The sequence below is a fragment of the Microcoleus sp. PH2017_35_SFW_U_B genome, assembly GCF_020737865.1.
GTDB lineage: Bacteria > Cyanobacteriota > Cyanobacteriia > Cyanobacteriales > Microcoleaceae > Microcoleus.
In genome coordinates, this window is sequence record NZ_JAEQDE010000061.1 from 24,414 (window position 1) to 37,728 (window position 13,315).

At 44.4% G+C, this 13,315-nt stretch carries 8 protein-coding genes; 4 read left to right on the plus strand and 4 right to left on the minus strand.

Translation table 11 applies throughout. The features are described from left to right. Positions 1-367: 367 nt before the first annotated feature. The gene (locus JGK36_RS17550) at positions 368-2,839 is read left to right on the plus strand and encodes a zinc metalloprotease HtpX (RefSeq protein WP_293198566.1); all 2,472 of its coding nucleotides are present in this window, start codon (positions 368-370) and stop codon (positions 2,837-2,839) included. 933 nt (positions 2,840-3,772) lie between these two features. Then, positions 3,773-4,339, plus strand: coding sequence for an RNA-binding protein (locus JGK36_RS17555; protein WP_293186837.1), 567 nt, complete (start codon positions 3,773-3,775; stop codon positions 4,337-4,339). 672 nt (positions 4,340-5,011) lie between these two features. On the opposite strand, the gene JGK36_RS17560 is transcribed toward JGK36_RS17555, so the two are convergent. Beyond that, entirely contained in the window at positions 5,012-6,028 is a 1,017-nt protein-coding gene (locus tag JGK36_RS17560; RefSeq protein WP_293186838.1) for a hypothetical protein, read from the minus strand. 110 nt (positions 6,029-6,138) lie between these two features. After that, positions 6,139-7,620 carry a CHAT domain-containing protein gene (locus tag JGK36_RS17565; RefSeq protein WP_293198569.1) on the minus strand — a complete coding sequence of 494 codons (1,482 nt, stop codon included), beginning with the start codon at positions 7,618-7,620 and terminating at the stop codon, positions 6,139-6,141. Between JGK36_RS17565 and JGK36_RS17570 the strand changes: the two genes are divergently transcribed. Both JGK36_RS17570 and JGK36_RS17575 read left to right on the plus strand, forming a co-directional pair. Beyond that, entirely contained in the window at positions 7,610-7,786 is a 177-nt protein-coding gene (locus tag JGK36_RS17570) for a hypothetical protein (RefSeq protein ID WP_293198571.1), read from the plus strand. The two genes, JGK36_RS17565 and JGK36_RS17570, sit on opposite strands and share 11 nt — an antisense overlap. 106 nt (positions 7,787-7,892) lie before the next feature. Next, a complete protein-coding gene (locus JGK36_RS17575) occupies positions 7,893-8,120 on the plus strand; it encodes a hypothetical protein (protein ID WP_293198573.1) in 228 nt (75 codons plus the stop codon). A 117-nt stretch (positions 8,121-8,237) separates the two neighbouring features. On the opposite strand, the gene JGK36_RS17580 is transcribed toward JGK36_RS17575, so the two are convergent. Further along, positions 8,238-12,128, minus strand: coding sequence for a filamentous hemagglutinin N-terminal domain-containing protein (locus JGK36_RS17580; protein WP_293201020.1), 3,891 nt, complete (start codon positions 12,126-12,128; stop codon positions 8,238-8,240). Between the two features lie 502 nt (positions 12,129-12,630). Beyond that, complete coding sequence (locus tag JGK36_RS17585) at positions 12,631-13,191, minus strand: transposase (protein ID WP_293198577.1); 561 nt, start codon at positions 13,189-13,191, stop codon at positions 12,631-12,633. Positions 13,192-13,315 lie beyond the last annotated feature (124 nt).

The following is a 13,315-nucleotide window of genomic DNA, read 5'->3' on the forward strand; positions in this document are numbered from 1 at the left end:
GTTAGGGCGGTGCGTGAGTCCAAATAGTTTTATCGTGTGGATTTATAAATTTCTAAAGCTCTCACACCCTACAGATTAATTATTCGGAATTACTCGATATTTCAAACTCAAAGTATTTAAGCCTGATTTGATAAATTATACTGTATTTATTTTTTAGATTTGGGACGGGCTAGAAGCCCATCCCACTCATTGTTTTAAGGAAAATACGGGACGGGCTAGAAGCCCATCCCACTCGTTTTAAGGAAAATATGTTCATTGGATACCTCGGCCATCTTCCCTCAAGATCCGTGACATCCCGTACATTGCTAGTTGCCGAAGTGCCTTCGGGTGAGGTTATCTTAGACAAGACGCGATCGCAATCACAGTTATGGCATCTCCAAACAATCAAAATTCGGCGGATTCATCTCTGAAACAGTCTCTAGAGGCTGGGTTAGCTGCTTTGAAACAAAAAGATTACCAAAGCGCGATCGCCCTTTTAGAATCCGTCAGCCAAACCGCAGCAAATCAACCGCCCGGAATCCGCGCCCAAATGGGATTAGTCGTGGCGTACAAAGCAACCGGAAATCTCAAAAGCGCGATCGCCCTTTGCACTTCCCTCACCAACATCCCCAACACCCAAATCAAAACCTGGGCCGATCGCACTTTAAAAGAATTAACCCCCCCAAAACCCCCAGAAATTCCCCCAGAAACCGGCTTTGTCGCCTTTGATTCAGCAACGGAATCGCGGAAGGAAACGCTTAAGGGCGCTCGACCAACCGCAGACAAAAAAACCGGATTTTCACCCTTAGAGCCGACTAACGCCCCAGCAAACACCAAATCCACACATATTTCACCGCCACCTCCACCCCCCAAACCGCCGATTCACCCGACACAAGAGGGCGAGCACGGGGACACCGCCCCTACAACAACCGCAACCGATACAGAAACTAGCGGCGAAAACAGTTCCGGTTCCCCAACAGATATCCCCGGATTCGCCACCCCAGATACCTACGAACTTACTTGGCGCCAAGCGGGGCGCACCAAAAGTCCGCGCCCCCTCAAACCGCTAAAGTTGCTGAATTTTCGGATCGAAGCAGTTGGAAGTGCGATCGCCCTATTTTTTCTAGCCCGATTAGTCCTACAATTCCTGCTGACAAACATCAATGCTCTATTAGTTCAGCTTTACATATTTACTAGATTGCCAATTTTTCAGCCAATTCAGCTTTTTTACCGAGATCCAACTCCCTTCCTCCAGATTCTTTTCGGATTGCTTTTGGCATCTTCTCCCTGGCTGACAGACGCCCTGCTAAAACTTTTTTGCGGTATCGAAACCCTGCGCGGCTCAGTTTTATCCAAGCACAGCAAGGAAGCGACGCGCGTACTCCGCAGTTTTGGCACCAAGCAAAATATGCCAACGCCTGTACTGAAACTCTTACCGCTCAATGTTCCTGTAGCTTTCAGTTACGGCTGTTTGCCCCGTTTTGCTCGGATTGCTGTCAGTCAAGGGCTGTTAGATCAATTGACGGATGATGAAATTGCCACTATTTTCGCGCGGGAGTTGGCGCATATTTCTCACTGGGATTTTGCGCCGATGTCGCTGGCGATGTTGGTGCTTCAGATTCCTTACCTTATATATTGGCAGACTGCATACTGGGGCGAGCGGTTGTGCGATTTAATGACGATCGACTTTTTGCGTCGTACTGTGAGAGTTGTCACCGCCGCAATTTCTGCTACCAGTTACGGAGTTTATAAGTTGTTGCGTTGGCCGATGTTGTGGTTGTCGCGCCGTAGAGTATATTTTAGCGATCGCACTTCCGCAGAAATTACCGGCAATCCCAACGGTTTGACGCGAGCACTAACTAAAATTGCGATCGGCATTGCTGCAAATATTGAACAGCAAAAACAAACTAGCTTTTTCCTCGAAAGTTTCGATTTGTTGTTACCCGTCGGCGTCGCACAAGCTGTAACCTTTGGTGGTGCTGCATTGCGCGCGCCCCTAAAACAGATTTTGTTGTGGGATGTCACCAATCGAGAACGCATTTGGTTGACAATTAACAGCACGCATCCTTTGATGGGAGAGCGTTTCAAGCTGTTGGAACTCTACGCTCAATTCTGGAAACTGGAGACTGAGTTAGATTTGGCGAGTCTGTCGCCGGAAAAACCCAAAACAGGAAAATTATCTCTGTTTAAATCCATACTCGAATTTAAAGACTCAAAACTATTTTTACAAGGTGCGCCGTTTTTTGGGATTCCGATGAGTCTGGGGATTGTTGCACTGCTGTGGTTGATTAGCTGGATTTTTTCCAAAACGAGTATTTGGCAATTGGATTGGCTTTTGGGCGATCGATCGATTCTTTGGGGCTGTTTGCCGATCGGATTTTGTCTCGGTACTTTGATGCGGATTAACTATTTTTTCCCCGACATTACGCCACGAGAAACCACTTCACCAAGTTTACTAGAAATTTTGTCAAACTCGAAAACTCTACCGCTAGATGCTCAACCTGTGCGCCTTTCCGGGCAACTTTTGGGTAGACCTGGTATTGACAATTGGCTGGGACAGGATTTGATTTTGCAAACGGCGACGGGTTTGGTGAGGTTGCACTATGTTTCGATGATTGGCCCGATCGGCTCTTTGTACCCATTGTTGCTCAAACAGACGACTCGCCCCAGTGATTTGATCGGAAAACCGGTTGTGGCGACTGGTTGGCTGCGTCGGGGTGCTACTGTGGCGATCGACCTAGAAACTCTCCGCAGTCAAGAAGGACTCGTTAGTGACAGCGGACATCCGATTTGGTCTGCGATTTTGGCCTTTGCTGCTGCTGTTTGGGGCGCGTACATCATTATCCAAGGCGGAAGATGAGACAAGGTACGTTGTTGCGCTTCAGCGCTCTTGTCTATATGAAAGAGCGCTGAAGCGCAACAACGTACCTTTATGGAATGTGACGGACAACCCCCAGCCGGACAACTGTCAACTGTCAACCCTTCGTAAAGAAAAGTTGCTTTTTTGCCAACACTCTGTTACATTTGTTTACATGAATCGGATTGAACCAAATAGCGCAATAACTTCAATTGGCTAAAATCGATAAGGCATTGCGTAAAAATTGTCAACCTCCCAACACAGCAAGTTCAGCCAGCCGCCTGTCGGCTGTTTTTTTTCGACAGCGAATTTAGCTCTGCGGAATGAATTCAGAAAAGTGATTCAGATACGGTTTTCGTTCAATACAGCATGAAATCTTGCTAAATAACTAGCTCTGTTACCAAGGCTGTGATACCTTTAAAGAATGGTCGGACGCTGCCGGGCCCGATTTGAGGGATACCGGGTAAATGAGTAGTCCTCAACATTAGGAGCGAGATTAGAAGTGAGGTAAGATTACTGGCTGAAAAAATGTTAGCGATTTTCTCCCTCACTGTATTAGACTGAATACTGGCATTCCGATCGCTCGCAATTGACATCCTTGGACATAAATTTCTACACGGCGCTGGCTATAAACATTCTGAATCAAAACCGGAAGCAAGTAATACAGAACAGCCAATAGCCTAAACATTTGAGTGATGACTAAAAGTTTACACAACAACCTGAGATTTAAAAGCTCTCTGCATTGGCGGTTCAGTTCCGGCACGATCAGAGTAAATCATCTTTTTGTTCTAAAAGGTGGGGGGAGCTGTCAAGGTTGGTGGGAGGAATGTGCAAATTCTGTGGTTATGCGGTGTTTCCCTGCGGTCAATATTGATTTGACTTCAGGTAATTTTGTTCGAGCAAACTAATTAAAATCCCAATCTGGAGGAATTTTTCATGTCTATTCGTCTTTATGTTGGTAATCTACCGAAGGAACTCGATCGCCTAGAATTGCAAGAAGTTTTTGCACCCGAAGGCGAATCTGTTACCACAAAGGTAATTACAGATCGCAAAACTGGTAAATGCAGAGGATTTGGCTTTGTGACGGTGCTAACCGACGAACAAGCAGATCAAGTTATTGAGAAATACAACGGCTTGATGTTCAAAGAAAACCCCCTGAAAATAGAGAAGGCCTTACCCCGCTCTAAGGGTAAATCTGAGAAGGGCGAAGACGATCAGCAACAGTCATCATCGCCTGCTGCCCCGCAGTTGGCATCATCGTCGCCGTCGCAGCCAGTCCCTGCACCGCAGCAACAGCAGCGCTCGGCTCCTCCTACCCAAGGTGGAGGTGGCGGTTCTAGCAAAAGCAATCGCCGTCGCGGTGATAACAACAAGTCTCGCCGCAATCAGTCAACAACAACGGTTTCGAGTGCTGATTCCGGTTCGGTGCAGCCAGATCCGCGCTGGGCGAGCGCTTTGGAAGAACTCAAGCAAAGATTGGTGGAAGCTCAGACTACTAATTAGTCGCAAGGGCCCACTAATTGCTGCTATCTCTCGACTGCGGTTGAGTGATTTGAGTTGGAAGTGCGATCGAGAATTGGTCAAAACAGCCGAATTCTCGATCGCACTATTTTATAAAAAAAGTTCGGCAAGCGGAAAACTCTGAGTCTTTAGACCTGAGATGAAAGTGGCACGGGCGGTTTTAACCGCCGTGAATTTTTCTTAATTCTTAACATTTTTAGCAGTGTAAAAAGGTCTTTTGCCGTTACACTCTCTTATTGGGATGGATACACAGGTGTAAACCTGGGAAGCAAATGCCTACCATATATTAAAGGTACGCGGGGACTCTCGCGTTACCAAGGGCCCGAGCCCCTTAAACGCTTGAGGAGCTTGCCCAAAGGCAAGGATAGCAGCCTGCCATTTTTTGGCAATAGGATTGCGCCCAGGAACCCTAGCAATAGGGATATTAAGAACGAAATTTCTTAAGAATCTCAGTCGCGAAGAGCGCTGAGAGTGTCAATGCAAAAAACCTCTACTCTAATATCTAGAAGTTTCTTCGGGTGTGTCGCCTCGGTAAATCTTTAGCATTCAAGCGCAAATCTCCTGGCGACGCACCCTACAGAAATTTTTGATTGAGCGATTGAGCGATTGATTCATCAATACTTAATCTTTCCCTCAATCCGCTATAAATCATGTTTATTCGCCCTCAGAAAATTCGATCGTCTCAATAAAGTCAAAAATCTTGTTCATAATGCCCTCAACCTCCGACTCAAGAGAACCCAATTCATCCTTAGCCTGATAAACTCGCTGACAACTTACCGTGTAGCAAAAATCGTCAACTATAAAAGCCATAAATCCCCGGTAAGCATCCACTTTAGTAGCTGCGGCATCTTTTTCTTGCACGCTGAGAGTTGCACTCCCCGGTAAATCGACCACTGCAAAATAAGCTTCTTCATCTTCTAAATATTCAGTGTAGAGCAACTTAGAATCAGCAAATTTAGCGAGAATTTGATCGTCAATAAACTTGTTAAGAAACGAAGTAAGATAAGCCCATTCGCCCGCTGACTCGATTAATTTTTCCACTTCGCTAGCCGTCTGGAAATAATCAATTTTCAGCAAAACACCAAAGCCATCAGAAAATGCAACATAGCCTTCTCCATCATCAATCCTACCGCCTCGTTGCTTGTCAACTGGAATTGAGACAGTAAAATTGCGTTTAGCAGACAGGTACAACGGCTCCTCTTCTAAATCGAAATCAGCCTCTTCGATTTCTAGGTGGGAGTATGCAGCAATTACATCCCCGATAATTTCTTCGGCTTCCTCATCGTCTACACCTAATACTTCTTGAAATTCCTTGAGAAAATCCCGGTGCTTTTTCGACACTTCATCATCTACGACAAACATTGCTACGACAATGGCAAAAGTATCCAAAACCACCTCATTTGGAAGTGATTCATGGGCGGTATTAAATAATCCTCCCAAACCATCTTCCGCGATAATATTTGCCAAATGTTGAAACATTTCTGACATATCATCTTCCGAGAATTCAGCAAATATTTCTGAATCCCAAAGTATGCTTTCTAAGATATCTGCATCGGCGTCAGGGGAATTAGCCTCCGCTGCGACAAGTGCGATCGCCGCGACGGATTCCTCTAAACTCAAGGTGATTGAGGATTTATCTTTTGACTTGAATATTTTAGTAAAGTTGCTCATGGTTTTTGCTTGGCTAAAGAGTTTAGTTTTACGTTTGGCCTGGAGCATCTCATTTTTGCAAAAAAGATTTTTTGACAATTTGGTATTAAAATTAGATGCGCGCTAGCTGATTACCAAGGACTGCCAATTAGTGTAAATCCGGCCCAAAATTTGGGATGAGATAAATCTGAATTTGGTACTTGTCCGGCCCGAGTAAGATCGATCGCCCTTTTTTGACTCCCCACCAACTTACCATCTTTAATCACGACCTGTTTGCGAATCATCGCCAGTTGAGCTTGTCTGAGGGCTTCAGCCTTAATGGGAGTCGATCGCAAATTAGCATAAAACTCAGTCATCAGCCCCAAAGTCGCAAAATCATTAACTTTCCACAAACTCGCCAAAGCTGATTTTACACCGCTGCGGACTGCCAGTCCAGCAAAACCCATTTCTGCGTCACTATTGCCGATCGCAGTTTCGCACGCACTCAACACCAATAACTGTACTTGCCTGCGATCGTACCACTTCGCCAACCGAAATTTATCCAGAGCCAAAGAGCGGTTCCACAGGTCAATTTCAGCCTCCTTGCGTCCGTTTTGATGTTGCGGGAAGCTGGCGTGAGTAGCTAGGTGAACAATCTCAAAAGCCTGTTGCTGCCGCCGCTGTTTGGTGAGATTTTCCACGGTAAAATCTTGATTGAGAAAAAAGCGGCCGCGCCACAGCGGTAATTCACCAGCATTTTGGCTGTTGCTTCTGGTACCGGCGATCGCAGATAATTCGATCGGCACCGCAGGCAACTTTGGTTTATTAGTATGGGGGAATTGGGAAGCACCCATCGCTAAAACTTGAGCGTTTTTTAAGCTTTCATAATTAGTGCTAGTCAAGCTGACACTGGGAATTGAGCCGAGGCTGTACTTTTCTACTAAAAAATGTTCGCCATCGTAGAAAGCTGCTATGGGCAATTGTCGCAAACCTGCATCGAAGGAAAAAACTAGCGTATCTATATTTAATTCTGCTAATTCTTTAGAAATTGGCTCAACAAATAAATCATAAAGTTGCTTCGCATTTGCCAAGTCTTTATCTTCAAGACTATCTGGATTTGAGATATTTTTTTGAAATTCATTTACGATTTTATTCAAGTTTACACGATTGACTTTAATAGATTTCAGAATTGGAGGACCTTCGGGAACTACTAATATTAGCGACAATGATTCGAGACTGGCGAAGGCATAAACGATTACGGCTTGTTTTCCGGTTTCTGTCTTAATTGTTTTCAGAGTTTCTCTGATATACTCAACATTGACTCTTTTGTCAGTAAAATCTTCTTTAAAGTAGTTTTCATAGTCTTGTTCAAAGAGTTTATCGATTAAGGCAATAGCCTCATCAGCATTGCCTTGATCTAAAGCTTGTTCAACGCTAAATCTGCTAATTTCTAAGGGAAAAAGATTGGGAATATTTGCGGGTGGGGGAGTTTCGGCTGCTGGAGTTGGTGCTGGAGTTGGAATTGGTGCGGGTGCTGGAGCTGGTGCGGGAGTTGGAATTGGTGCGGGTGCTGGAGCTGGAATTGGTGCGGGTGCTGGAGTTGGCGGCGGAGTACTTTCGGGAATGTTTGCCAAGGAATTAGGCTCGATCGCCTCAACGGGTGGCTCAATAGTAGGCGCAGGAGTAGGTTTTAAGACTATCCATCCGTCGGGTTTTTCGGAAAGAGAAGAGCTTGGCGGTGGCGGGTTTTCTGGTGGGTTTTCTGGAGGTGTTATTAAAGTGATTTCTGCTGTTTTTTGAATAGGCGGTGGTGTGAGAGAGAAATTGTTTTGGGGATTATTAAATGCCCAATTAAAAGTTTGGATTCCGGTTTCAGGATTTAGAGTGATGGTGGTTTTTGCTCCTAATGAATCGCCAATTAAAAAGGCTAAATCTTGTTGCGGATTTTCGCTTTGGGCGGGTGCTACTGCGGCTGGGGGAATGGGTGCGGGAATGGGAGAGAAAGAGGGTGCAATTACAGGTGGAATTGCTGCTACAGAGGGATTGTCAGGCGATTGTAGGGGTGCGGGTGTTGGATTTGGTGCGATCGCACTTGGAGGAGCGATCGCACTTGGAGGTGCGATCGGGGCGGTGAGTTGGGCGATCGGGGGAATTGTGGGTGCGGCGGGTATGCGATCGCTCGCGCTTGGTATTGTTGGGGCTGAGGGCTGTGTGCGGGTTGTGCGGGGCGGAAGCGTGAAGAAATTGGTGTTTAGCAGTTCTTGGATGGGGGAAAGGTCGATCGGCGGGGGTTCGGGTGTTGGGGATGGGGTTGGGGTTGCGATCGAGATTGCGGGTGTTTGGGATGGGATTTCGGGTGTTGGGGTGGGAGTTGCGATCGGGCGATCGGGTGTTGGGGTGGGAGTTGCGATCGGGCTTTCCGGTGTTGGGGTGGGAGTTGCGGCGGGGGATAAACCCTGTGGTGGCTGGCGTCTGGGTATAAGTAAAGGTGCGGGAGTTGGTGCGGTTGTTGGCGCAGTCGCTGGAGTAGTTGCAGGCGCAGTCGCTGGAGTAGTTGCAGGCGCAGTCGCTGGAGTAGTTGCAGGCGCAGTCGCTGGAGTAGTTGCAGGCTAGTTGCAGGCGCAGTCGCTGGAGTAGTTGCAGGTGCAGTCGCTGGAGTAGTTGCAGGCGCAGTCGCTGGAGTAGTTGCAGGCGCAGTCGCTGGAGTAGTTGCAGGTGCAGTCGCTGGAGTAGTTGCAGTCGCAGGAGTCGGCGTTGCTGAAGGAGTCGGTGTAGGTGATGGCTGAGGCTCTGGGGTCGATCGAATTTCAATCTTTTCTGTATCCTGTTTGTATGTATAAAAATATCTATTACCAGACAAAATTTGTGAAGACGTGCCATTTCCCCGAGTAATAGCACCAGCAGTTCCATTAGTTGTTGAATCGCCAACAATAAAAGGCGTCAGTCCATTACCGCCGTGACGCAGCAAAATTGTACCGCCTTTATCCCCAGCATCTCCAGCAGACGAAATGCTAGCAGCAACCCCATTTCTATCTGAAAAAGAATTGATTGATCGAAAAAACTTTTCAGTCCAAACATAGATATCTCCACCTCTACCATTACCCATGCTCTGACTGTCAATTTGATTAACAGTAATATTGCCACCAGCATTTAGACTAATATTTCCACCATTAGTAGAGGAACTAGAATTAAGATTCCCCGTTTGAATTGCTCCCTTCTCACTGTACAAAGAAATTCCCAACGGAGAAGTAATATTTTGCGTGGTAATATTATTAGTTGTAGAAATATTGATTGCGACAGTCGTTCTTGTAATATCATTTTCAATTTTGACGCTGTTGAGAGGAGTCACGTTACCGATAGGAGCGAAAAATTGAGCCATTCCCGTATCAGGTTTAACCGTCAGATTGTAAGGCCCGTCAACTGTAGACTTACAAGTAATATCACCTGTACCAGAGATTTTTACAGACAGGTCATTCGCCAATCTTAACGGAGCATTAAATGTAATATTATTGCGGTTAGTCTCGATATTTCCCGCCGCAGTAATTGATTCCTTTGCCGTGAGATCGATATTGCCACCAATCACATTAGTATTGGTAGAAAAAGTGCGGGAATTGATAGTAGAAGTCGCCATAGTTCCTTTAGCATCTATGGCTACATTTCCACCTCTACCATTGGCTGCCGCAGTAAAAATTGGGCCAGCAGTTGTGTTAACATTACCGCCGCTTTGAATGCGAAGATTACCACTATTAGCGTTAAATCCGCTTAATAATAGAGCGCTGCCAATTCCGCCTGTATTGATATTGCCGGTGGCTTCGAGGGAAATATTACCGCCATTATTACCACCCATTGCATTGATCAGTCCAGCAGTGGTATTGATCGTAGTGCCACTTTTTAGAGTAATATTTCCACCATTATTATTACCTACAGTAAACAGATTTTGAGTATTTATAGAACCATTACTATTAAGATTTATTGAACCGCTTTGTTGCTGAGCTTGTGACGCAACAATAGTAGTAGTAATATTGCCGCCAGCACTTACATTAATATTACCACCCGTTTGAGTTGTGAATGGGGGAGAAGCAGGTACATAAGCACCGGCAACCAATTGATTTGTATTGATATTACCATTGGTATTAGTAATGTCAATATTGCCACCTTGTGATTTAGACTCGGTATTTGCACTACCAATGCTTATATTTTGATTAGTATTAAATAATGTGATATTACCACCATTTCCCCCAGAAGAACGAGAAAAAATTGGATTACCCGGTGATATTTGAATACCATTTTGAGCTTGAACCGTAATATTTCCACCTTTGCTGTTTTCACCATCGGCATTGAGCGAATCCAAATTGATCGAACCACCACTCTTGAGACTTATTGCACCACCTTCTTGCCTACCAGTCGTAGAAATTTGATAACCATTAATATTGCCATTAGCCTCCAATCTGATTACACCACCGTTATTATTGTCAGAATTGGTTGATATCTGTGTACCACTGAGATTAATATTTCCTGTTCGACTTAAAATAGAAATATTGCCGCTAATCCCTACGCCATTATTAGTGACTCTAGTATAAATTATGCCAGTTGTAATATCATTTTTAGCTTCTAGATAAATAGAACCTCCTTTTCCGAATGTAATTCCTGTATCTAATTTGTAAGCAAAATTATCTGGTTGAGAATTTTTATTATGTAAGCTACCACCATTAAGATTTATGCTTCCTTCTGTACTTACGATCGAAATATTGCCACTATTGCCACTTGTCCCGCCCAAGAGAAGAGTTATTATCTCAGCAGTAGTAATATTATTCTTAGCTTGTAGAGTAACGGAACCGGCATTACCATTATTTGCTCTACTGTCTAAACCTCCAGCACTGGTATCGATGGAGCCTCCCGTGCTAGTAATCGAAATATTACCAGAGTTTCCTGTTTTGACATAACCAGTGACATATTGATCTAGTGCTGATTCTAAACTAGCAGTGACAATATTTTGTTGAGCATTGAGTGTTATATTACCAGCATTGCCATTATACGAATAACTAGATAAAGTGCCAGCAGTAGTGTTTATGCCTCCTGCTGTGCTGGTAATAGTGATATTGCCTGAATTTCCCCTGCCTAATGCACCGAACCATTTAGTATTAATATCTGTTGTAATAATATTACCGAGAGCCTGTAAAAGTACGGAGCCACTGTTGATTTTATCAGTTGTAGATAACGTACTAATAGTTCCGTTGAAAAAAGCATCTCCATTTTTTAATTGAGTCGTCGAACCAGTTAATACTACGTCTCCTTGAGAATTAACTGTCACTTCTCTTACACTTATCCCTTCACCCGTCAACAACTGTGGCAAAGATGTAACTGGCAACACCCAAGTTTGAGGCAAACTACCAGCCATAGATTGCGGTTGAATCTCCAAACTTAACAGATTTCCCGGTTGGCTAATTCTGACTAAATTCTCACCCGGAACCGCAGCAATCGTAATATTGCCTCCCGGTGCAGCAAGTTGTCCCGTACTCACAATCGTGCCGCCCAACAAAGTTAAACTCTGTCCCTGTTTCACAGCCAAACTACCTAAATTGATAATTGCTCCCGGCTGTAGATTTGTAAAAGCAAAACTGTTCGGATTTCCGACTAATTGTGCATAATTATTCGCGCCAACTGCACTAAACCAGTTATTGCCGAAACCAATTCCTGTAGCAGTAGTCGCGGTGAAAGAACCGGGAACATTTAAGCTGGAATTTGCACCGAAAACAATCCCCGCCGGATTCATTAAAAATAAGTTGGCATTGCCGCCCGTAACTTGAATTAAGCCGTTAATTATGGAAGCATCGCCGCCGACAACTCGCCCTAAAATATTGCGGATGTTGGAATTTGAGATAAAGTTAGCAGTTTGTCCTTGAGTTAAACCAAATTGTTGGAAACTGTGAAATAGATTTGTACCGTCGCTGGATTGTTGGCCGCCTTGGATGTTAAATTGGTTGCCACTGGGGGTGATTTGAGTATTCGTGCCGTCAGTGTCGGGGGTGATTTGGGCTGTGGCTATTTGGGATGGGGTGAAAAGTCCTGTTTCCCAAGTTGCTAAGGTGCTGAAGGAGAGGAATGTTAGGAAAAATAGATTGTTTTTGTCCGCTGATTTCATGGTTTTTGTTAGTAGATGATATGATGATAATAAATTAATTGACAATCAATATCAGGACAATCCTGTAGGGGCGGGTTCGCCGAAATATATGATACCCAACGACAATTATAAAAACCCGCCCCCACCCAGCCCAAAAATTAAGAATACATTGAATTTAACCATGTGGCGGGGAGGTTTTTGGGGGTTATTGGTTGGGTTGGGGCGGGTTTTTGAGATAGTTTGTGAGTGACAAATTCGGTGGCGAACCCGCCCCTACGAATTTGGGCATAAAATACGATAAAGAATATTTTATCACCATCCTGTAGGGGCGGGTTCACCGAATTATATGACACCCAACGACAATTATAAAAACCCGCCCCCACCCACCCAGAAATTAAGAATACATTGAATTCAACCATGTAGCGGGGAGGTTTTTGGGGCTTATTGGTTGGGTTGGGCGGGTTTTTGAGATTGTTTGTGAGTGACAACTTCGCTGGCGAACCCGCCCTTACGAATTCTGTTTTTAAGATCGTAAATTCATCAATAATACATTTTTACTGTCTAATTTAATATTGATTCTCTTGGAATTGCAAAACTTTTTAGATGGGTACATTTCATCGGTTTCCCACTTATACGGATTGTTGATAATATATTCCTGAATTTTGGCAAACGTTGTCTCATCGCGAATAATATGTTCGTAATAACCCCTTTGCCATACCTGGATTCCTGAAACACGGCGTAGTTGATTGATACGACTGGAAGAAAATGTTTTAAAACCTCTCACAATTTCCGATAACCCATGACGTTTATCCTGATTTTCTATGATGATGATTCCATGAAAATGATTCGGCATAATGACAAAAGAATCTAATTCTATATGAGGATATACTGTCTTGAGATTAAACCAATTAAAGTTGACTACTTCACCGTAACGGCTTAATAGCATATTTTGTTCTTCAATGTCACCTAATATACACTGACGTTGCCAAATACAAATTGTCACAAAATATGCACCAGGTTGGCTGTAATCATATCCGGGGAGACGAATAGAACGACGATGATGAATATTGGGATTGTATTTCATATTTTTTTTTGTAATCAACACAATATCGAATATTATATCACCATCCTGTAGGGGCGGGTTCACCGAAATATATGACACCCAACGACAATTATAAAAACCCGCCCCCACCCAGCCCAAAAATTAA